At 60.3% G+C, this 20,297-nt stretch carries 20 protein-coding genes and 1 pseudogene; 9 read left to right on the top strand and 12 right to left on the bottom strand.

Translation table 11 applies throughout. The features are described 5' to 3' along the window. Nucleotides 1-212: 212 nt before the first annotated feature. Nucleotides 213-461, top strand: coding sequence for an adhesin (locus ACZCWR_RS33230; protein WP_487306326.1), 249 nt, complete (start codon nucleotides 213-215; stop codon nucleotides 459-461). An 11-nt stretch (nucleotides 462-472) separates the two neighbouring features. Here ACZCWR_RS33230 and ACZCWR_RS33225 read toward each other — a convergent pair whose 3' ends face one another. Together ACZCWR_RS33225 and ACZCWR_RS33220 are read right to left on the bottom strand one after the other, a co-directional pair. Further along, nucleotides 473-1,540 carry an SDR family oxidoreductase gene (locus ACZCWR_RS33225; RefSeq protein WP_487306325.1) on the bottom strand — a complete coding sequence of 356 codons (1,068 nt, stop codon included), beginning with the start codon at nucleotides 1,538-1,540 and terminating at the stop codon, nucleotides 473-475. 929 nt (nucleotides 1,541-2,469) lie between these two features. Further along, a complete protein-coding gene (locus tag ACZCWR_RS33220) occupies nucleotides 2,470-3,216 on the bottom strand; it encodes an SDR family NAD(P)-dependent oxidoreductase (RefSeq protein WP_487306324.1) in 747 nt (248 codons plus the stop codon). A gap of 160 nt (nucleotides 3,217-3,376) precedes the next feature. On the opposite strand from ACZCWR_RS33220, the gene ACZCWR_RS33215 reads away from it, so the two are divergent. Together ACZCWR_RS33215 and ACZCWR_RS33210 are read left to right on the top strand one after the other, a co-directional pair. Further along, nucleotides 3,377-4,267: a LysR family transcriptional regulator gene (locus ACZCWR_RS33215; RefSeq protein WP_487306323.1), complete on the top strand. Its 891-nt coding sequence runs from the start codon at nucleotides 3,377-3,379 to the stop codon at nucleotides 4,265-4,267. A 36-nt stretch (nucleotides 4,268-4,303) separates the two neighbouring features. Beyond that, entirely contained in the window at nucleotides 4,304-5,212 is a 909-nt protein-coding gene (locus tag ACZCWR_RS33210; protein ID WP_487306322.1) for a LysR family transcriptional regulator, read from the top strand. Between the two features lie 11 nt (nucleotides 5,213-5,223). Here the strand turns inward: ACZCWR_RS33210 and ACZCWR_RS33205 are convergent, their stop codons facing one another. Then, entirely contained in the window at nucleotides 5,224-6,351 is a 1,128-nt protein-coding gene (locus ACZCWR_RS33205) for an alkene reductase (RefSeq protein WP_487306321.1), read from the bottom strand. 258 nt (nucleotides 6,352-6,609) lie between these two features. On the opposite strand from ACZCWR_RS33205, the gene ilvD reads away from it, so the two are divergent. Continuing rightward, nucleotides 6,610-8,469, top strand: coding sequence for a dihydroxy-acid dehydratase (gene ilvD, locus ACZCWR_RS33200; protein ID WP_487306320.1), 1,860 nt, complete (start codon nucleotides 6,610-6,612; stop codon nucleotides 8,467-8,469). Between the two features lie 69 nt (nucleotides 8,470-8,538). Here ilvD and ACZCWR_RS33195 read toward each other — a convergent pair. The 3 genes and pseudogenes from ACZCWR_RS33195 to ACZCWR_RS33185 form a co-directional block, all read right to left on the bottom strand. Beyond that, nucleotides 8,539-8,682, bottom strand: a pseudogene (locus ACZCWR_RS33195) (DUF1254 domain-containing protein); the annotation flags it as partial. A 67-nt stretch (nucleotides 8,683-8,749) separates the two neighbouring features. Beyond that, a complete protein-coding gene (locus ACZCWR_RS33190; protein WP_487306319.1) occupies nucleotides 8,750-9,787 on the bottom strand; it encodes an HAD family hydrolase in 1,038 nt (345 codons plus the stop codon). A gap of 8 nt (nucleotides 9,788-9,795) precedes the next feature. Then, the gene (locus ACZCWR_RS33185; RefSeq protein WP_487306318.1) at nucleotides 9,796-10,560 is read right to left on the bottom strand and encodes a bestrophin-like domain; all 765 of its coding nucleotides are present in this window, start codon (nucleotides 10,558-10,560) and stop codon (nucleotides 9,796-9,798) included. Between the two features lie 401 nt (nucleotides 10,561-10,961). Between ACZCWR_RS33185 and ACZCWR_RS33180 the strand changes: the two genes are divergently transcribed. Further along, entirely contained in the window at nucleotides 10,962-11,210 is a 249-nt protein-coding gene (locus ACZCWR_RS33180) for a hypothetical protein (protein WP_487306317.1), read from the top strand. Nucleotides 11,211-11,263: 53 nt separating this feature from the next. Here the strand turns inward: ACZCWR_RS33180 and ACZCWR_RS33175 are convergent, their stop codons facing one another. Next, complete coding sequence (locus tag ACZCWR_RS33175; RefSeq protein ID WP_487306316.1) at nucleotides 11,264-11,677, bottom strand: VOC family protein; 414 nt, start codon at nucleotides 11,675-11,677, stop codon at nucleotides 11,264-11,266. Nucleotides 11,678-11,818: 141 nt separating this feature from the next. Here ACZCWR_RS33175 and ACZCWR_RS33170 point away from each other — a divergent pair, with 141 nt between their 5' ends. After that, on the top strand, nucleotides 11,819-12,769 hold the full coding sequence (locus tag ACZCWR_RS33170; RefSeq protein ID WP_487306315.1) for a LysR family transcriptional regulator: 951 nt from the start codon (nucleotides 11,819-11,821) through the stop codon (nucleotides 12,767-12,769). 853 nt (nucleotides 12,770-13,622) lie between these two features. Next, nucleotides 13,623-15,332, top strand: a complete 1,710-nt coding sequence (locus tag ACZCWR_RS33165) for a dihydroxyacetone kinase family protein (protein WP_487306314.1) — start codon at nucleotides 13,623-13,625, stop codon at nucleotides 15,330-15,332. Here ACZCWR_RS33165 and ACZCWR_RS33160 read toward each other — a convergent pair. From ACZCWR_RS33160 to ACZCWR_RS33145, 4 genes are all read right to left on the bottom strand, one after another. Beyond that, the gene (locus ACZCWR_RS33160) at nucleotides 15,286-15,507 is read right to left on the bottom strand and encodes a hypothetical protein (protein WP_487306313.1); all 222 of its coding nucleotides are present in this window, start codon (nucleotides 15,505-15,507) and stop codon (nucleotides 15,286-15,288) included. The genes ACZCWR_RS33165 and ACZCWR_RS33160 overlap by 47 nt on opposite strands. 16 nt (nucleotides 15,508-15,523) lie before the next feature. Further along, complete coding sequence (locus tag ACZCWR_RS33155; protein WP_487306312.1) at nucleotides 15,524-15,829, bottom strand: hypothetical protein; 306 nt, start codon at nucleotides 15,827-15,829, stop codon at nucleotides 15,524-15,526. Nucleotide 15,830: 1 nt separating this feature from the next. After that, a complete protein-coding gene (locus tag ACZCWR_RS33150; RefSeq protein WP_487306311.1) occupies nucleotides 15,831-16,403 on the bottom strand; it encodes an RNA polymerase sigma factor in 573 nt (190 codons plus the stop codon). An 84-nt stretch (nucleotides 16,404-16,487) separates the two neighbouring features. Further along, the gene (locus ACZCWR_RS33145; RefSeq protein ID WP_487306310.1) at nucleotides 16,488-18,269 is read right to left on the bottom strand and encodes a phospholipase D-like domain-containing protein; all 1,782 of its coding nucleotides are present in this window, start codon (nucleotides 18,267-18,269) and stop codon (nucleotides 16,488-16,490) included. A gap of 161 nt (nucleotides 18,270-18,430) precedes the next feature. Here ACZCWR_RS33145 and ACZCWR_RS33140 point away from each other — a divergent pair, with 161 nt between their 5' ends. Further along, nucleotides 18,431-18,706, top strand: coding sequence for a hypothetical protein (locus tag ACZCWR_RS33140; RefSeq protein WP_487306309.1), 276 nt, complete (start codon nucleotides 18,431-18,433; stop codon nucleotides 18,704-18,706). Between the two features lie 12 nt (nucleotides 18,707-18,718). Here ACZCWR_RS33140 and ACZCWR_RS33135 read toward each other — a convergent pair whose 3' ends face one another. Beyond that, on the bottom strand, nucleotides 18,719-19,096 hold the full coding sequence (locus ACZCWR_RS33135) for an NUDIX hydrolase (protein WP_487306308.1): 378 nt from the start codon (nucleotides 19,094-19,096) through the stop codon (nucleotides 18,719-18,721). 280 nt (nucleotides 19,097-19,376) lie between these two features. On the opposite strand from ACZCWR_RS33135, the gene ACZCWR_RS33130 reads away from it, so the two are divergent. Continuing rightward, the gene (locus ACZCWR_RS33130) at nucleotides 19,377-20,285 is read left to right on the top strand and encodes a CHAD domain-containing protein (protein ID WP_487306307.1); all 909 of its coding nucleotides are present in this window, start codon (nucleotides 19,377-19,379) and stop codon (nucleotides 20,283-20,285) included. Nucleotides 20,286-20,297 lie beyond the last annotated feature (12 nt).

Genomic DNA, 20,297 nt, shown 5'->3' with positions numbered 1-20,297 from the left:
CTATACAGCAACCCTGCTTTAAGGGTTAACGAGCATAACTCAAAGCAATTTTTTTTGGGGATTTGTTGCGGATCAAATTTCTTGTTTCTTATAAGGTTGATTTTTTTACCGGATCGGGCCGGTAGACGCCGAAGAGTAAGGCTTTTGCTTCGGGCTTGCCCTGATTCTCCGGCGGTGTGCGGGCGCTTAACGTAGACGGTAAGGAGACGCACATGAAAAAGGTATTCCATGCCGTTGTGTTCGCGCTTGTCGCCTATCTGGTTGCCGATCGGGCGATGCTGCATGCGCAAGGGCGCGACGCCGGTCCGGGTGCGTGCGGACAGGCGGCATCGCAGGTCGAGTTCGATGCGTTGAGCAAGGGCTTTAGTCATGCCGCCGCGAGTAGTCAGAGCGATGCGTATCGCTCGCAATGTCTGGTGATGGGGCATACGCGCGGCGGGGAAGCGATGGCGATGCGGTAACGCTCAGTGGATCAAGGAATCACCCGCGCCGCCCTCAACCGCTCGAACAATGCAAAAAATGCGTCGGGCGTGCTCTGATAATCCAGAAAGCCTGCTTTGCGGCTTTTCGTCATATCGGTGAGCACTTCCATGGGGCGGCCGAGGTCGGCGTCCGTATGCCACCATGACACGAGCTTATCGATGTCCGGCTCGACCAGTCCGTGTTTCTCCGCAATCTCCTTCCATTGCGCCGCCGCGTCCTGCATGCGCGTTTCGAGCGGCTTCGTCACGCCATCGAACGGTGCGGGCTGAACGCCGAAGTAATCCGCGAGCTGCGTCCACATCCAGCTCCAGCGAAAGACATCGCCATTAACGACATTGAACGCTTCGTCGCGCGCATTCGGCGATGTCGCTGCCCATTCCAGATGACGCGCGAGCAGGCGCGCATCGGTCATGTCGGTCAGGCTGTTCCATTGCGCCGCCGAGCCGGGGAAGACGAAAGGCGCGTCGGTTGCACGGCATAGCGTCGCATAGACCGCGAGCGTCACGCCCATGTTCATCGCGTTGCCGAGCGCGAAGCCGATGATCGTATGCGGCCGATGCACGCTCCATCCGAAGCCATAGCGGCGCGCGGCTTCGAACAGGCGGTCTTCCTGCTCGTAGTAGAAGTTGTCGACGTCCTGCCGACCTTGTTCTTCGCGGAACGGCGTGAGTGGGACCTTGCCTTTGCCATAGGCCTCGAACGGGCCGAGGTAGTGTTTGAGGCCTGTCACCAAGGCGGCATGTTTGAGTGTGCCGGTGGGACCGAGGGCATCGAGCACGTTGCTGACCATCGCGCCGTTCACGCGGATATTCTCTTTCTCGGTGGCCTGACGTGCCCAGGCGGTGAAGAACACGTGCGTGAACGGTTGGTCTTTCAAGGCACTTGCGACGGATTCGGCGGAAGTCAGATCAGCGACGATGGACTGCACGCCTTCCAGCACTTTCGAACGGCCACGCGAAAGACCCGTCACGCTCCAGCCGCCACTATCTAGCAATTGCTCCGCGAGATTGCCGCCGACGATGCCCGTCGCGCCGATGATGAGTGCTCGTTTGTCCATGAGTTGCGGTCCGGTTCAGTCTGGTGAACGGGAAAGGGTACGCTTACTGAGCGAATCGTGCAGGGATTGGGTGCTGCGTGTGTTTATGTCGTGCAAGGGGCTTCTTCTGGTTGTGCTTTTATTGCAGTAGCCGCCTCCCCGGCGGGGGGGTAACTTTCTTTGCTGCTGCAAAGAAAGTCACCAAAGAAAGCAGCTTTTTACCCCATGCACGATGGCTGGAAAGTGTGGCCTGAATTAACAATGCAGTGGCCGCAATAGGAATTTCCACGCATAACGAGCCGCTTAGGCAACCTAGCGATCACATGCTCGAACATTCAAGGCTAAATGGACCGCAATTATTTTTTCGGCCATGCGCTGCGCGCGCCGAGAGCTTTAGAACGGAACCCCGCAGCGTATGAGCGCCCAGTCATATCACACCGTATCGCACCTCTCCCATTCGGCCCTACCTTGGTAAGCGCTTCTGGTCGAAGCGTGTACACCAACGCAAATCACCTTTTAGTCGGAGCACTAACCAAGGTAGGGCCGAATAGCAATATAGCGGGGAAGCGTGAGGTGGCTGGGCGCTGATACGCTGCGGGATTCCGTTCTGAAGCTTTCGGCGCGCGCAGCGCATGGCCGATTGAATGACTGCGGTCCACTAACACCAAGAAACTCGAGCGCGAAATCGTCAGGTTGCCCACGCGCTAAACCAACCGAGGAAAGTCCTATTGCGGCCACTGAATCGTTAATTCAGACCACCCTTTCCAGCCAGCGTGCGGAGGGGTAAAAGCTGCTTTCTTTGGTGACTTTCTTTGCAGCAGCAAAGAAAGTTACCCCCCCGCCGGGGAGGCGGCTACTGCAATAAAAGCACAAACAGAAGCAGCCCCTTGCATGACAAGGCAGCACGTCACCCAACGCTGTCTGATAGATCGACTACAGGCAAACACACATCAAAGCTTCGACCCCCCATCCACCCGCAACGTATCCCCCGTAACCCACCGCGCATCATCGGAAGCCAAAAACACCGCCGCCCCCGCAATATCCCCCGGCTGCGCCACACGCTTGATCGCCTGCATACCGAGCGTAAAATCCCGCCCCGCATCGGTCTTCGCAAAGCTTGACATATCCGTCTCCACGACGCCCGGCGCAATCGCATTCACGCGGATGCCACGTTCACCAAGCGCAGACGCAAAATGCCGCACGAGCGTATCGACCGCGCCTTTCGTTGCCGCATACGCCGAAAGATTATTCACGGAAGCACGCGCCGCCAGCGACGACAACAACACCACGCTGCTGCCTTCACGCAACGCGGGCAACAACTGCTGCACGAGAAAGAACGGCGCGCGCACATTCACAGCGAACAGATTGTCGAAGTCTTCCACAGTGGTTTCTTCAATCGGCGCGGCCTTTGAAATCCCTGCATTCGCGATCACGATATCCAACGCATCGCCCGTCATCTCACGCACTTGCGCCGCCAGCCGATGCGCCCCGTCCGCCGCGCTCAGATCCGCCGCGACCTTATCCGCCTTGCCGCCCGCCGCGCGAATCTCATCGACGACGGTATCCGCCGCCTGCGCCGCGCTGCCGTAGTGGATCAACACGCGTGCGCCAGCACGAGAAAGCGCGAGCGCAATGGCGCGGCCAATTCCGCGTGAGGCGCCCGTAACAAGCGCCGTCTTGCCGTTGAGGTTGTTCATGTCATGCTCCATTTGGTATATCGAGGAAACGCGCTTCATTGAATGCCGCGCGCCGTTGACACTTAATGTAGGCTCCGCTTGCGCAATTGAAAAAGACTTTGTAGGCTGGCGGTCATGCCTCGTAGGCATGGCTTTCAAGTGAAGGCATCGAGGAGAAATCGTGGAACTGCGTCATCTGCGCTACTTCGTGGCGGTCGCGGAAACAGGCAGCCTGACCATCGCCGCTGAAAAGCGTCTGCACACATCGCAACCGTCGTTGAGCCGGCAAATTCGCGATCTCGAAGACGAAGTGCGCACCGAACTGTTCAGCCGCAGCGCGCGGGGCGTGGAACTCACGGCATCGGGAAAAGTATTTCTGGATCACGCGCGTCTGGCGCTGGCACAAGTCGATGCCGCCATCGAAGCCGCACGCCGCGCCGCGCTCCCTAGCCGCAAGGTCTTCGCGCTGGGCTTTCTCACCGGTCAGGAAATGACGTGGCTCCCGCGCGCCATGCAACTCCTGCGCGATGAACTCCTGCACACCGATGTCACCGTATCGAGCGGCTATTCCCCCGATCTCGCCGATGCCGTCGCGCGCGGCAAGCTCGATCTCGCGTTCGTGCGGCAGGAGCCGGGGCTGGGGCTCGAATATCGCGTCGTCGAGCGGGAGAAGTTGATCGTGTTGATGCCGGTGGATCATCGGCTTGCGCGCAAGAAAACCGTGCGTGCGTCGGATCTCGAAGGCGAGACCTTCATCATGGCGTCCGACAAGGCGCGCGTGCTGCACGATGTAGTCGCGCGTTATCTGCGCGAACACGGCCTCGCGCCCAAAGCCGCGCACGGCGTCGATAATCTCGCGATGGCGATGTCCTTCGTCGCGTCCACGCGCGGCGTCGCATTGATGCCTGCATACGCGGTGAACCTGCTCCCTGCCTCCGTCGTCAGCCGTCCGCTCGCAGGCGATGCACCAACCATCGATCTGGCGATCGGTTACAGCGGCGCGAATGCATCGCCGGTACTGAAGCTGTTTCTGTCGCGCTTCGATGAATTGACTACCATCGACATTCCCTAAGCCCAACGCTTCGTTCGAATCGACAGGAGAATCACGATGGACCGCCTCGCGGCGATCGAAGTTTTTATTCGCGTGGTCGAGACCGGTTCGTTTTCGGCGACGGCGCGTCACATGGATATCGGCCAGCCGGCGGTGTCGAAAGCCATCGCGCAACTGGAGGAATGGCTCGGCGTGAAGCTGTTGCTGCGCTCCACGCGCGCGCTCACGCCGACCGAAGCCGGGCAGAACTTCTATCAGCGCGCGCGCCGTGCCGTGGAGGAAGCCGACGAAGCGGTGCTGGCCGCGCGTGGCTCGGCGGCGAGTCTCGCGGGCAAGCTGCGCGTGTCGGCGGCGGTGTGTTTCGCGCGGCTGCATATCGTGCCGCGTCTGCCTGAGTTCCTCGAAGCGCACCCGGGACTCGATCTCGATCTCGTGCTCGATGACCGCAACATCGACCTCGTGGAAGAGGGCATCGATCTCGCGCTGCGCATGGGCGATCTCGCGGATTCGAACATGACGGCGCGGCGCATCGCGATGGCGCGTCGGCGCGTATTGGCGACGCCCGCGTATTTCGAGCGGCACGGCATGCCGCGCACGCCTGCCGATCTGCTCGATCATCGCGCGCTGGTCTATACGCGCGATCTCGGCGGCGGCGAGGACTGGACGTTTCGTAAGGACGCCGATGAACACGACATCCGTCTGCAAGGCCGTGTGCGCATTTCCGCGACGGAAGGCCTGCGCGCCGCCGTGTTCGCCGATATGGGATTGGCCGTGGCATCCGAATGGGCGTTCTGGCCGGAACTGAAGTCGGGCGCGGTCGTATCGGTCATGGATGAATGGACCTTGCCGCCCATTCCGCTGTCCGCCGTTTATCCGACCGGGCGGCTTGCCAGCAGCAAGGCGCGCCGGTTCACCGCGTTCGTCAAGGAATGTCTCGCGCCTGACTTCGCGCCATCGCGTGGGTGATGAAGCGGCGTTCACGCGTTATCGGCTTCCATCGCGGACTGTAATTGCGCCTCGCAGTACGTGAGGAAGTCCGAATAATCCGCCTGCGTGCCGCCCCAGAACGCCGCGCGCACATACGGCGTGAGCGGCAGGCCATGTTTCAGGCGATACGGCAAATCCGGGTTCGACGAAAAATGCCGTCCGAACGCGACCAGATCGGCGATGCCGGATTCGACGATCGCATGCGCGCTCTCGCGATCGAAGCCGCCCGCCGCGATGATCGGGCCGTCGAAGTGCGGACGAAGATAGGTCGTCGCCACCGGCGCATGGCCTTCGTGCAAGGTGTCATCGCCTTTCACGCGCGGTTCGATCACATGCATATACGCGATGCCGTACGAATTCAGCACGCGCGCCACGTAACTGAAGGTCGCTTCCGGATCGCTGTCGGAGATGCCGCCCCATTCGCCCGATGGCGAAATACGCACGCCCACGCGATCCGCGCCCCACACGGAAATCAGCGCTTCGAGCGTTTCGCGCAGGAAACGCACGCGGTTTTCGAGCGGGCCGCCGTAGGCATCGGTGCGCTGGTTGGTGCCGTCCTGAATGAACTGATCGACGAGATAACCGTTCGCGGCATGCAGTTCGACGCCATCGAATCCGGCATCCTTGGCGCGCTGCGCGGCGGCGCGAAAATCTTCGACGATGCCCGCAATCTCCCCGATCTCCAGCGCCCGATGCGGCGACGCCGGCACGAAACCGTCCTTCGTCACGGCCACGCCATCGAACGGCACGACCGATGGCGCGACCGGCGCGACACCACCCGTCATCTCGACATGGCTCTGGCGGCCGCCGTGAATCAGTTGCAGGAACACGATGCCGCCTTTCGCATGCACCGCGTCCGTGATCTGACGAAAGCCTGCGGTCTGCGCATCGGTATAAAGGCTCGCCGCGCCGAGATACGAACGCGCCATCTGCGAGACGCTGGCCGCTTCCACGATTTCCAACCCGCCTTTCGATGCGCGCTGTCCGTAGAAGTCCGCCATCATCGGACTCGGAAGGTCGCCGGGTTGAAGCGTGCGCAGACGCGTCATCGGCGCGAGCGTGACGCGGTGTGAAAGTGCATATGCACCAACTTGGATGGGCGTAAAAAGTTTGGACATGATGTTTCCTTCGATTGGGTGGTGGACTGCCTTGATGCGTAAGTTACCCACTGCGAGCCCGCGCGGGAACGAGCAAAAACGGATGACGCTCATTCCATTCCGGGATGAGTCCCGCCGCCCGCTGTCCCGCTTTCGCGCCTGTGGGATAATTCCGAGCTTTGCCCGGACCACGACTCACGAGGCCGTCAAGACGGGCGCGCACGGACCTTCGATCTTGCGGCTGTGCTCCTTTTTTCCGCAAAAAAACCAGTCACGACCATGCCCACTTACCGTTCCAAAACTTCCACCGCCGGCCGCAACATGGCGGGGGCGCGCTCGCTGTGGCGCGCCACCGGCATGAAGGACGAAGACTTCGCCAAGCCCATCATCGCGGTGGTCAATTCGTTCACCCAATTTGTGCCGGGCCACGTTCACCTGAAGGATCTGGGCCAGCTCGTCGCGCGCGAGATCGAAGCCGCGGGCGGCGTCGCCAAGGAATTCAACACCATCGCGGTCGATGACGGCATCGCGATGGGTCACGACGGCATGCTGTATTCGCTGCCGAGCCGCGACATCATCGCGGATTCGGTGGAGTACATGGTGAACGCGCATTGCGCCGATGCCATGGTCTGCATTTCCAATTGCGACAAGATCACGCCCGGCATGTTGATGGCCGCGATGCGCCTGAATATCCCCGTGATTTTCGTGTCGGGCGGACCGATGGAAGCGGGCAAGACGCGCCTGGCGAATCCGGTGACGAAGACCATCGAGATGAAGAAGCTCGATCTCGTCGATGCCATGGTGATCGCCGCCGACGAACGTTATTCGGATGCCGACGTGGCCGAAGTGGAACGCTCCGCGTGCCCGACCTGCGGTTCGTGCTCCGGCATGTTCACCGCCAATTCCATGAACTGCCTGACCGAAGCGCTCGGCCTTTCGCTGCCGGGCAACGGCACGGTCGTCGCGACGCACGCGGACCGCGAGCTGCTTTTCAAGCGCGCGGGGCGGCGCATTGTCGAACTGGCGCGCAGTTACTACGAGCAGGAAGACGCGCGCGTGCTGCCGCGTTCGGTCGGCTTCAAGGCCTTCGAAAACGCGATGACGCTCGATATCGCGATGGGCGGTTCGACCAACACCATCCTGCATTTGCTGGCGATTGCGCGCGAGGCCGAGATCGAATTCACGATGAAGGACATCGATCGTTTGTCGCGCACGGTGCCGCAGTTGTGCAAGGTCGCGCCCAACACGAACAAGTATCACATCGAGGATGTGCATCGCGCGGGCGGCATCTTCGCGATCTTGGGCGAACTGGATCGCGCGGGCAAGCTGCACACGGATGTGCCGACCGTGCACGCGCCCACGCTCAAGGATGCGCTCTCGCAGTGGGACATCACGCTCACCGACGATCAGGCCGTGAAGACGTTCTACATGGCCGGTCCCGCAGGCATTCCGACGCAGACCGCGTTCAGCCAGAACACGCGCTGGCCGAGTCTGGATTCGGACCGCGCGGAGGGTTGCATCCGCTCGTATGAACACGCGTTCTCGAAGGAAGGCGGGCTGGCGGTGCTGACCGGCAATATCGCGCTGGATGGCTGCGTGGTGAAGACCGCGGGCGTCGATGAAAGCATTCTCGTGTTCGAAGGCTCGGCGCATGTCACCGAATCGCAGGACGAAGCGGTGGAGAATATTCTCAGCGAGAAGGTCAAGGCGGGCGATGTCGTCATCGTGCGATACGAAGGTCCGAAGGGCGGTCCTGGCATGCAGGAAATGCTTTATCCGACGAGCTATATCAAGTCGAAAGGCTTGGGCAAGGCGTGCGCGCTGCTGACGGACGGGCGCTTCTCGGGCGGCACGTCGGGCTTGTCGATCGGGCATTGCTCGCCGGAAGCGGCGGCGGGCGGCGCGATCGGTCTGGTGCGCGATGGCGATCGCATTCGCATCGACATTCCGAATCGACGGATCGATGTGCTGCTGTCGGATGAGGAACTCGCGCGTCGTCGCGAGGAGCAGAACGCGAAGGGTTGGAAGCCTGCGAAGGCGCGTCCGCGCAAAGTGTCGTCGGCGCTGAAGGCTTATGCGAAGCTGGTGATGTCGGCGGATAAGGGCGCGGTGCGGGATGTGTCCTTGCTCGACGACTGAGGGCGTTGGTTCAAGAAGAAAGCCGCTCTCTTGAGCGGCTTTTTTTTGCGCTCGTCAATGCAGCAAGCGCTATTTCCCAACGACTTCGAAATCCGGAAGCTCGAACGATTTATCCATCAACGCGTCGGTCGGGCCATAGAACCGCATGGTCGGAGCGGGACGTCGACCCGCCGTGGGAATCCAGTTCGACTCGAACCCCTTCGGTGCGCGAGGTATTGTCGCCGTCGCAAGAATCCACATGGTCGAGTTCATCATCTCCCGATACCTCTCGAAAGTTTGGCTATTGCGATGTCCCTTTCACCGGAAACACGACCTTCCAGTCGTTTTTCATACTAACGACGATCCAGCCGCGCGAAGCCGCCTCGTCCCACGCTTGGTCCAGACTCGCCGATCCGGCGTGCCGGTCATATGCGAACTCGCGCGCGCCGTCGTCGTGATGAAGCAGCAGCCCGAGCGTATAGCCCGAACCGCTGGTGACGTATTCCAGCATCTGACGGTCGCCATCGGAGTTGCCGAACGCGAGGATCGGACGCCGCCCGATCGCGCGAAAGATGCCTACGGGCTTGTTGGCGGCATCGTCCCAGAAATCGAAACCGGGCTTGCGAATCAGCAGTGCATGGCCCTCGCGCATCTCGAAGCCGAGTTTTTCCTCGCTCCCGATGATGTTTTCAGGCGGCACGCCATAGGCATCGCTCGCGAAAACGCGCATGAATTCCGCCGTGCCGCCCGAGACGATCCACACCGTGAAGCCGTTTTCGCGCAGCAGGCGAAGCAGTTCCAGTTGCGGTTGATAGACGAGCGCGGTGTAGGGCTGGCCGAGTGTCGGATGCCTTGCATTCGAAAGCCACGAACGGATCGACTCGTCGTATTCCTCGGTCGTCATGCCGCTGTTGGCCACCGCCAGCAACTCCAGCAGACCTTTTTCGTTCTTTGCGAGCGCGGCGGTGTCGTGCGCCATGAGCGCCTGAAACGCCGGGTTGCGCTTCCATTCCGGATGACTCGGCGCGGCCGCCTTGAGACGGTCGATCATGAAGAGCACCTGAAACGGCATCGGCTGTTCGCTCCAGAGCGTGCCGTCGTTATCGAACACGGCGATGCGGGCTTGCGGCGGAACATAGCGCGGGCTGGCGGGCTGCGTGATATCGGCGATGAAGTTGAGGATGGCGGTGCGGGCCGCGCCGTTCTGCCAGGAAGGCAACGCGGCTTCCACGGGCTCGCTGGCGGGCGGTGAAGGCGTCGCCGGTTCGTGGCTGGCGCATCCGCTCAGCGCGAGGCACGCACACACAACGAAACAAAAAAGTCCCTTGAGGAATGACATCTGGCCTCTCACCCTTCGAGCGAATGAAGCAGCCGCGTCAGGTTCTGCGGTTGCACGCGGATGATGCCGCCGCGCGGACTATCGACATCGGCGATCAACGCAAGCGACAGCGACACCGTGAACGGCAGGATCGTGATGAGCAATCCTCGACGGACCTTGCCCTTTGCTCCGTACCCCTGAACGACGCATCCGAACAGCGCGATCAGGATCATCAGAATCCAGATGCCAACGGGTATGTGGTTGATGCGCGCCGCTTCCGAATAGTCCTGCGAATTGAGCACGTCGTTCATGCCTGCGACGACCAGCGCGCCGATCGGCGTCGGTTTTTCCATGCTCACCTGAGTGGCGAGACGCCAGAGTTCCGCCTGAATCTGACTCGTATCACGGTTGATGCGCGCAAGCGCCTGAGGATCGCGCGTCTGAAAGTCGGCAAGCCTGAGTTTGGTGTAACGGAGCAGCGCAGCCTTCATCGGGCCGCCCAACTGAGGCGACACCAGATCGGCCCGCGCGAACTCGGTGCCGATTGCGTTGGCTTCCTCTTCTTCGAGATTCTTTCGTTGATCGAAGCGACTGACGGCCATCGACAAAGTAAAGCCGATCAACAGCGCGAGGAGCGTGAGCGTCGATGTCTGAACGAGATTGAAGTCCTCCCGCTCCGCGTCGGGCAGCGCGATGGTGCGCCGAAGGACGAACACGCCGAATGCCACCGCGCCGATGAAAAGCGCGATCAGCACGACGAAGAGGAGCTCGGGATGATCCACGAACGCGGCCACTCAGACCTCCGTCGAAAGCTTAAGAAATTCGAGTCGTCGATTGTTTCTCCGGCCTGATTCTTCCTTCAATACCTTTTCGCCAATGCGGTGTAAAGGGGAGGGTCTATAAAGCGTCAGACAGTGGTTACCGATATCACCCGTTTCAAATCCCATGCGTTTGAATCAACTCAATCCGCAGCATTCTTCATTTGATTGCGAAATCACCCGCGCACTCGAAACGTGCATAGAATCCAAACTCGGGTAATGCTTACCGACTGAATTAAAAAAACCTCGTAATGTGTTGATAAACCACTGTTTTCTTGTCTCGAAATCAGCCAGAATGACGCTAATCCATTCGTTACGAATAATCGTTTTCTGAGAGAAACCGCTAATCACATTAGCGGTGCATAAAAGGCGCAATCGTGAATAACGACCTTTGCCCCCAAGGGCTCGAGGCCATCGTGCGTCAAACCGATGGCACTTGCTGGCAGATTGAATTGCCACACGGCGAACGCCCGGACGCCGTATTCATTTCCTTTGTCAGAGATCAGGCAGAGGCGCTTTGGCTGGTGCGCAGAATGCGTCCGGATCTTCCGGTGCGCGTGGTCGCCTCCGGCATTGCGCGGTCCGAGGCGCTTTTGGCGGCGCTCGAACCTGCTGATAATCTGTAGTCCATCCGAATGGTCGTGGCGATCACGCCATCCGCACACTTTCATTTTCATTTTCAGGCAGGCGGATTCAGATCGAACTCGATGCGGATGCCGCCCGGCTCATACACCATCATGTGCCGCTTAGGTCCCTTGCCAAGCAGCTCTGGCGCAAACTCGATCTTCGCACCGGGCCAGTCCGACACGCGTTTGTAAAGCTCATCGAAGGCCGCTTCGTCCCGCGCACGCAACGCGACATGATGCAGCCCGACATTGGCTTTACGATCGAATTCCACTGCGGCGTCCGTGTTCTTCAACTGCCACAAGGTCACGAGCGTACTGCCGTCCGTGACGAAGATGGCGGGGTAATCGGGCTTCTCGCCCGCCTTCGTCCAGCCCAGACAATCGATAAAGAAACTGCTCGTCAGCGCAAGATCCTTGACAGTAAGACCGAGGTGATCGATGCCAGCCGTAAGCGTTGCCGTCGTCATGGTGATATTCCTCTGAAGCATTGAAGGTCGCGCCGTGGCGCACTGAAATTCTTCAAGAATAGCGAGCTTCATCATGCGCGTGAATGTGCATTCGGCTCAAGTATCGGCTCGAACGTCTCAAGTATCCCGGACGAGCGTGCGTTGCGCGCCGCCGGTATCATCGCCGGACATGATTTCTCTGACGACATGAAAAATATCGGCCAGTTCGTTCATTTCGCGGCGGTGGCGCGGCATGGCAGTTTTGCGCAGGCTGCGCGCGAACTCGGGCTCGCGCCGTCTTCCGTGGCGAAAAGCGTCGCGCGGCTGGAGAAAGAACTGGGCGCGCGTCTTTTCAATCGCACGACGCGGGCCGTGACGCTGACCGAAGAAGGCCGCACGCTTTATGTCAGAAGCGAGCGCTTGCTCAAAGAGATCGAAGCGCTCGATCTGAGCACCGTCGCGGACGACGACACGCCCTCGGGTGTGCTGCGCATCGGCGCGCCGATCGGTTACGGTGTCGGTGTGATCTTGCCGATACTCGCGCGTCTTCATGAAAGTCATCCGCTGCTGAAGTTCGATCTTCGCCTCTCCGATGCACGCGTGAGCCTCACCGACGAAGGGCTCGATGCCGCCATTCGTTTCGGCGATCTGGAGGATTCCTCGCTAATTGCGCAGAAGATCGACGAGCAGGCGCTGGTGCTCTGTGCAAGCCCGCGTTATCTTGCGCAACATGCGGTGATTTGCGCGATTACGGATCTCGCGCGGCATACGTTCATTGTGTTTCGTCTGCCGACGACGGGGCGTGATCGTCCGCTTGAATTTATCGAAAACGGTAAGACGGTGAGCATGGTGCCGGAGACGCCGCCGTTTCGCATCAGTCATGGAGAGGCGCTCGCGGATGCTGCGGTGCTTGGGATTGGGCTTGCGCAAATGCCGGAGTTTTTCGCGCGTGCTTATATTGCGGATGGGACGCTTGTGGAAGTGTTGCCGGGGTGTCGGCCGGCGCCGCTTTTGGTGAATCTTGTTACGCCGGGGTCGCGGGTGCGTGCGGCGCGGGTGCGAGTTTTGATTGATGCGCTGGGGCGCGGGTGTGTTGTTGGCCGCGGCGCTTGATCTGGGTTTGTTGTCGTTTTTATTGTTCTTTACGTGGAAAGGGCTTCTCTTGGTTGTGTCTTTATTGCAGTAGCCGCCTCCCCGGCGGGGGGGTAACTTTCTTTGCTGCTGCAAAGAAAGTCACCAAAGAAAGCCGCTTTTACCCCTCCGCACGCTGGCTGGAAAGGGTGGCCTGAATTAACGATGCAGTGGCCGCAATAGGACTTGCCACGCATAACTTGTCGCTTAGGCAACCTGGCGATTGCGCGCTCGAATCTTATTGGTTCTGTGGACCGTGCTCATGCTTTCGGCCATGCGCTTCGCGCGCCGAGAGCTTTAGAACGGAACCCCGCAGCGTATCAGCGCCCAGTCACATCACACCGCATCGCACCTCTCCCATTGGGCCGTACCTTGGTAAGCGCTTCCGGGCAACGCTCTCACACCAGCGCAAGTCACCTTTAGTCGGAGCACTGACCTAGGTAGGGCCGAATAGGAATATTGCGGGGAAGTATGATGTGGCTGGGCGCTAATAGGCTGCGGGATTCCGTTCTTACGCTCTCGGCGCGCGCAGCGCATGGCCGAAAGAATGAATGCGGTCCACTAACACCGAAAGATTTGAGCGCGCAAACGCCAGGTTGCCTAAGCGGCAAGTTATGCGTGGAAAGCCCTATTGCGGCCACTGTATCGTTAATTCAGGCCACACATTCCAGCCAGCGAGCATGGGGTAAAAAGCTGCTTTCTTTGGTGACTTTCTTTGCAGCAGCAAAGAAAGTTACCCCCCCCCCGCCGGGGAGGCGGCTACTGAATAAAAAGCACAACCAAGAGAAGCCCCTTGCACGACATATAGAACACCCCAAAATACGGAAAAACCGCCATGAAAAAGCTCATCAACGATCCGGCCGACGTCGTGCGCGAAATGCTCGAAGGCATTGCCCGGCAACAACCGGACATAGCCATCCTCGCCGATGAAAACGTACTCCTGCGCCGCAGCCAAAACGCCAGCACGAATCGCGATGTCGCGATCATCTCAGGCGGTGGAAGCGGCCACGAACCCGCACATGGAGGCTATGTCGGCACCGGCATGCTAAGCGCCGCTGTCTGCGGACAAGTGTTCACCTCACCCTCGACCGATGCCGTGCTCGCCGCCATCCGCGCGACAGCGGGTGCGCGCGGCGCGTTGCTCATTGTGAAGAACTACACGGGCGACCGGCTCAACTTCGGGCTGGCAGCGGAAATCGCGCGTGCGGAGGGCATTCCGGTGGAAGTCGCCATCGTCGCGGATGACGTGTCGCTGCGCAAGCACGCCGGGCGCGATCAGCGTCGCGGTATCGCGGGGACGGTGCTGATCCACAAGGTCTCGGGCGCAGCGGCGGCGCGCGGACTGCCGCTCGCGGAAGTGGCCACCGTCGCGCGCGAAGCTGCCGCGCGGCTCGGCACAATGGGCGTGGCGCTCGATGGCTGCACGCTGCCGGGCGTGGCGCATTCCGGCTTCACACTCGCCGACGATGAAATCGAACTCGGCTTGGGCATTCACGGCGAGAAAGGCGTCGAGCGCACGAAGCCGATGCCCGTCGATGAACTCGCCGATACGCTCATCTCCAACATCGTCGATGACCTTGCACTGCAGCGCGGCGAACGCATCGCGTTGCTCGTCAACGGGCTCGGCGCGACGCCGCAGATGGAACTGGATATCGTGCTGCGCGCAGCTTATGAAAATCTCACTCGTCGCGAGTTGAGCATCGAACGCGCATGGGCCGGTACGTTGCTGTCGGCGCTGAACATGCCGGGCTGTTCCATCTCGCTCATGCGTGTGGATGATGCAACGCTCGATCTGCTCGACGCACCGACACAGGCGCACGCATGGCCGCGTGGCGGCGCGATCAATCAAGCAATCCTGATCGATGTTCCCGTTGCTTCTTCGATTGCAGAAGCGAACGTGGATAGCGCGTCTTCCGCGCAATGGCGTGAGCGTATCCGTCCCGCGCTGGAATCCGTCGCGCACGCGTTGATGTTGAATGAGCCCAAACTCACGGAACTCGATTCGCTCGCGGGCGATGGCGATCTCGGCGCGAGCATGAAGCGCGCAGGGCAAGCCATCCTCGATGTTCCCGTCGATTCACTCGGCGCGCCCGATCGTGCACTCGCCGCTTTAAGCGCCGCGTTGCGCCGCGCGATAGCGGGCAGCTCAGGCCCGTTCTACGCGACAGCGTTGATGCGCGCATCGCGTCAACTAAGTGCAAGCGACGAACCGGCTCCGCTTGACTGGGCGATGGCCTTCGAAGAAGCCGTGCAGGCCATCGGCGATCTGGGCGGCGCGAAGGCGGGCGACCGCACCATGCTCGATGCCTTGCTGCCCGCCGCGCACACCTTCAAACAAGCGCTCAACGATGGAAAACCCGCGCACGAAGCATGGAACGCGGCTGTCGATGCGGCTCGACAAGGTGCCGACGACACCGCCGCCATGACGCCACGCGCGGGCCGCGCCAGCTATCTCGGCGAACGCGCGGTCGGCGTGCCCGATGGCGGCGCCGTCGCGGTCACGCTGTGGCTGGATGCGCTGAAGCCGCATATCGGCACGCGTTGAGCACGGCGTTGAGCAGCCGCGTGCCCGCGGGCGTCAGCGTGAGACGCCCCCACACGCCTTCGCGTGATACGAGACGCGCATCGAGAAGGGGGACGAGTTCGGCGCGTGTGGCATCGACTTGTTCGGGGGTACTACGTATCAGCATGAGTGTGGCGAATTCATGTGGGCTCAGCATGGCCGTGATCTCCAATTCAGGGTTCGCGCGCGGCGGAACTCATTCCACTGCGAAGCTGTTCGCGTTCTTCCGGCGTCATGCGCTGCCAGCGTTGCCATTGGCCGCGTCGATGGCAACCGCCGGCTCCGACTCCGCGAAAACCGCCGAACAGAATGCGGCACAGCACGAGCAGCCCAAGGGCGTGCGGATAGTCGATCAGTTGTGCATCGGCAAAGACGCCCGGCACGACCCAGTTCCACAGCCGCATGACGATCAGGCCGAGCAGCGCGATCACGATCAACATCAATAACGCCTTGGCGAATATCTTCCGTCTGAATCTCATTTCATTCTCCTGAATATCCATCATCCGACGCCTGCAATCGCGCTCGCAAATGCAGCACCGCGTAACGCTTGCGCGCCAGTAGCGTGTTCACGCCAACACCCGTCTCCGCTGAAATTTCCTTGAAGCTGTGTCCATCGAGTTCATGCGCGATGAACACATCGCGCTGATTCGCGGGCAACTCATCGAGCGCGCTTTGCAAGGTGGCGAGAAGCGCCGCGCGTGCATACGCCGCCTCGGGTCCGGCATCCGGCGAAGGCAATGCGAGATCGAGCCGGTACGCGTCCTCGGAGTCGTCCACATCGGGCAAGGGTGCTTCCTTCTTTTTGCGAAAGCGATCGACGATCCTGTTCTTAGCCACGCGAAACAGCCACGCGCCTACTTGTTCGATCGGATCGGTCAGCCGGTAAGCCTCGACGAGTTCCTCGAAAACGTCCTGCAAAATGTCTTCGGCTTCGTCCTGATCGATCACCCGCCTGCGAATGAAATTGCGCAGCCGTGGACGCTCGCGCGCAACGGCAGCCGTGATTTCACGGTCTTTCTCGGGCAGCGGGCTCGGGGTGTGCAGCGGTTCCATACCCTGTTGACGATTGGGGAATGGAAATATTGTGGCGCGTTCCACAAAAAGTTTTGTGGACGCATAGGGCAATGAACGGACGCGTCAGTCTTTCGGCGTGCCTGCGAGCGCAATGCGCGCTTTCGACTCGGGACTGCCATCGACGTAATACTTGTCGGCCCAGTGACGATCTGGCGCAAGCGCGAGCTTGTGCGCGGCTTTGTGTTTTGTTTGAGCCTTGATGGCGAGCGCACGCGCGCGGTAATGCTCGTACAGCCGCAAGAACTCGGCCAAATAAATCGCCGCAATTCGCCGGTCCTTTATTTCAAGCAGATTCTCATCGTTCTTGTGCTCGGAGTTGTTGCTCATGTTCGCCGAGCCGGTGTAGACGACCGGGTCCGTGCCTTCGGCATCGATCACAAGAAACTTGTGATGGATGATGACCGGCGGAAACGAAGGCCGCTTCTCGCCGGGAAAAAGCTGCATCTCGACATCGAAGCCTTCGGGCACCGTGGCGCTCGAAAAGTACTTTCCATCGACGACATCGCGTTGATGTTGGCTGCGGTGATACAACTCGATGCTTGCAAGCTCGGTCGCATTCAACGTTTCGCCGCTGTCCTGCTTTTGCTGGTCCGACTCGGCTGCGCGCTGCGAGATCGCGTTGACGAGGCCGAACATCATCAATCCCTTGTCGCCGGCGGCAAAGCAAGCCTCGCGCAAAGCCGCGTCCGTGGGCGAGAAAAGGCAGAAAAGCACCGAATGGCGGGCGGCCTCGATCGCGGCGACGATCGTGTCGATCTCGACGCGCCGATCGTCCGGTTCGGGCGAGAACGAAGCCCGCACGGATGCACTGCCGATCTGAAACGAAGGGCTCCAGCCTTGCCTGAGCTTTTTTGTCTGCGCGAGCGATGGGTCGCTTGCAATGGCGGCCGCGCGATCGCTGTATAGCTGCGCGAGCGCCGCCGAATCCAGCAGATGAAGCAAATTTGCCTGCTCGGTCAGCCCTTCGGTCGTGAAGTTCGCCGAGCCGGTGAGCACGCGAGCGGGTTTGCCACCGCTATCGGATGCATCGGTGACGATGAACTTGTCGTGCATGATGTTCGTCGCACGGCGCGGATGAAAGTCGATGATCTCGCCGAGTTCATCGACCGCGGGCTGATTCGGCGAAGGCGGCTTCGGCTGCCCCTTCGGCGCTTCACCCAAATGCGAGTCATAGACGATGGTGGTCGAATGCGCGGCGTGCGCTTGCGCGAACTTTTTGAACGCCGGAATGACCCATAAGGAATCGGTGAGGTGGTAGATGGCGCTCGCCGCGCGCGTGGCCCCGTCGAACGCCGCGTCGAAGCTCGTTTCGAGATCGTTGGCGAGCCAGCGGCGCAGAATGAGTGCTTGGCCGGCGGGCGGCGTTTTAGAAGGATCAAGGCCCATCGCGGCGACCTTGCGTGTGAACGCCTGCGAACTCACCACGGCGCGATTGAACCATGTGCCGATGCCATCTTCGACATGAGCGGGCAGGGTAATGGTCAGGTGCGTCTTCTCGTCATCGAGCAGCGTCAGCTTGCCCGGCTGTCCGGCAACCGGCCACACCGTGTAGACGAACTTCGTCTCGCGATCCGGCTCGTCGATCCGCGCATCCCACCACATGAACTTCTGCACGGGCGCTTCGTTCGAAGGCGCGTCGGGGTGCTTCGCATCGACGGGGCCATCGAATGTCAGGCGGTTGGGCAACCAGCTGGACGCTGCGCGATGCTTGCCATCCGCAGACCAGAAACCGGGCGTTCGCTGAATGGCGAAACCCAGAAAGTCCGTGCGCGTTTTGCCTTCGGCCCAATCGAGCGCGAGCAGAACGAGAGTAGGAGAAAGATACGCCCGCGTCTGAATGGCCATCGTCACCTCGCATGAGTGACGGCCATCCTATGAGTCTTGTGTGACAGAGATCGCGGCGGACAGCGCGAACGCATGCCGCCCGAATGTTCTGTAGCATACGAATCGCCGGATGCGTTTGCTCCGCGAATCTGCGATCATTGACGCCCCTGAAAGGAATGATGATGCCCGACTCTACTTCGCCCGCCCGCACCGGTTTAAATCTCTCACAGCCGGTTCTGGCCGATCACCAGATCCTTTTCTCCGCTTTCGAATTGGGTTGGGGCTTTGGCTCTTATTCTCTTTCGACGAGTCTCGTCATCGATCGCCTGGGCGCGGTCGATACCTCTGAAGATTCACTGCGGCTTGCATTTCATTTGAATCACGAACGCATTGCCGAAGCGGTGACGGAAGCGGGCAACGCCACGCCGAGCAAGCGCGTGATTCTCGCCGACGTCTAAGCAATAGGCGCCTTACTTTCCCCGGCTATTCTTGCGCTTCTGCCCCGCGAGCTTCACGATGTTGCCCGTGGGCGCGCTGGTCATGAGCCGGGGAATGTCTTCGGGCTGCACCCAGCGGCATTTGGAAATCTCATTGCTCGGGCGCGGCTTGGCGCGCTCCGGAATGTCGCAATAGAAAACGTGATGGTGCTTTTGCTTGCTCTTGAAGTCGAAAAGATATTTCGCCGACTTGCCGGCAAGACGCGTTTCTTCTTTGAGTTCTCTAAGCGCTGCGTCGGAGAGATGTTCGCCGCGCTTGAGCAGACCGCCCGGCAAGGCCCATTTTGACTGTCGCGCAACGAGTAGGATTCGTTTGCCTTTTCGACAGATGACAGTGGCACGTTTCTTCAAGCCTGAACTCCGCGTTGTTCTTTCGTGTGTCGTTGCCTGACTGTCTTTGGCGACGTGCGGCCATCACAGCTTGACGGTCCGAGACGCAAAGTATCCCGTAATGCTATTACAAAACTGCTTTGCGTCAACCTCGTTTTAAATAAAATTCAATCTCTTTCGGTTCTTTTGCAGTGTGACATAAAAAATTCATGGAGCTATGACACGCCAGAATGCGTGACGAATGAGTTCACTATGCTAAGGTCTGGACAAAAATTGATTCTTGTCCGACCAAGAGGAATAAATGGATATGGATGGTGACTGGCCCTTGCCAAGGCCAAACGCGCTTTTCAAGCTCGCCCGCACGAATACACCGTCGCTCTCCAGGTCGAGTTCCATCGCGCATTCTTTCTCGTTGATGGCGAAGCCGGTGGTCGCGGAAGCGGTCCAGCGAGCACGCGAACTCAGCACGCACGGCGACGAAGAAGGTTTTCATCAGCTTCGTGTGGCGTTCAGAAAGCTCCGCGCGCTGTATTGGGCCTATTCCCCGTATCTGGGCGCGGAAACCACCACGCAGGCCATCGATCGTTTCAAGCGGCTGGCCGATGTCGCCGGTGGCACTCGCGACTGGGACATCGCGGGACAACTCATGCGCGTCGCGCAGGAATCGGACGCCTCCATCGAACTCATGCTGAATGCCGCGCGCGAGAAGCGGGCGCAGGCCGTGGCCGTGAGTCAGTCGATCATCAGGACAGCCGATGTCGAAGTCTTCCTGAACCATGCCTTGCTCGATGCGGAAACCACGCTTCGTTCGCGCTGCGACGATCTTCCCGTCCGGGCATTCGCGGAGGAGCGCGTGCGCCTCGCACGGCGCGCCGTGAAAAAGCGCTGCAAGCGTGCGTCGCGGCGTGAAGCGTCGCTCGAAGAAGATCTGCACGACGTTCGCAAGGCGGGCAAGAAGCTACGATACCTGCTTGAATTTTTCGAGCCGGTCATCAAGGGCGGTCACCGCCGCGCCATCAAGCGTCTTGCATCGGCGCAGGACGAACTGGGCAAATTCAACGATATCGCGGCAAGCGAAAATCTCATTCGCGAAACATCGTTCGAAGCCGTTCCGCCAGAAGCCGTTCAGGCTTCGCTGCAATGGCTGGGAGAGCAGAAGGACCTCAAGATTCGTTCGGCGGCGCGGCGCGTGCGGCGAATCGCGGACTGAATCGGGCGCGCG

The organism is Caballeronia sp. A2-2 (assembly GCF_057612605.2).
This window is presented reverse-complemented; position numbering and strand designations above follow the sequence as displayed.

Coding starts and splice junctions, on each gene's coding strand:
- ACZCWR_RS33145 (WP_487306310.1), bottom strand. CDS start 18,269: ATGGCCATTCAGACGCGGGCGTATCTTTCTCCTACTCTCGTTCTGCTC.
- ACZCWR_RS33230 (WP_487306326.1), top strand. CDS start 213: ATGAAAAAGGTATTCCATGCCGTTGTGTTCGCGCTTGTCGCCTATCTG.
- ACZCWR_RS33140 (WP_487306309.1), top strand. CDS start 18,431: ATGCCCGACTCTACTTCGCCCGCCCGCACCGGTTTAAATCTCTCACAG.
- ACZCWR_RS33225 (WP_487306325.1), bottom strand. CDS start 1,540: ATGGACAAACGAGCACTCATCATCGGCGCGACGGGCATCGTCGGCGGC.
- ACZCWR_RS33210 (WP_487306322.1), top strand. CDS start 4,304: ATGGACCGCCTCGCGGCGATCGAAGTTTTTATTCGCGTGGTCGAGACC.
- ACZCWR_RS33160 (WP_487306313.1), bottom strand. CDS start 15,507: ATGCTGAGCCCACATGAATTCGCCACACTCATGCTGATACGTAGTACC.
- ACZCWR_RS33220 (WP_487306324.1), bottom strand. CDS start 3,216: ATGAACAACCTCAACGGCAAGACGGCGCTTGTTACGGGCGCCTCACGC.
- ilvD (WP_487306320.1), top strand. CDS start 6,610: ATGCCCACTTACCGTTCCAAAACTTCCACCGCCGGCCGCAACATGGCG.
- ACZCWR_RS33165 (WP_487306314.1), top strand. CDS start 13,623: ATGAAAAAGCTCATCAACGATCCGGCCGACGTCGTGCGCGAAATGCTC.
- ACZCWR_RS33150 (WP_487306311.1), bottom strand. CDS start 16,403: ATGGAACCGCTGCACACCCCGAGCCCGCTGCCCGAGAAAGACCGTGAA.
- ACZCWR_RS33175 (WP_487306316.1), bottom strand. CDS start 11,677: ATGACGACGGCAACGCTTACGGCTGGCATCGATCACCTCGGTCTTACT.
- ACZCWR_RS33155 (WP_487306312.1), bottom strand. CDS start 15,829: ATGAGATTCAGACGGAAGATATTCGCCAAGGCGTTATTGATGTTGATC.
- ACZCWR_RS33130 (WP_487306307.1), top strand. CDS start 19,377: ATGGATATGGATGGTGACTGGCCCTTGCCAAGGCCAAACGCGCTTTTC.
- ACZCWR_RS33205 (WP_487306321.1), bottom strand. CDS start 6,351: ATGTCCAAACTTTTTACGCCCATCCAAGTTGGTGCATATGCACTTTCA.
- ACZCWR_RS33190 (WP_487306319.1), bottom strand. CDS start 9,787: ATGTCATTCCTCAAGGGACTTTTTTGTTTCGTTGTGTGTGCGTGCCTC.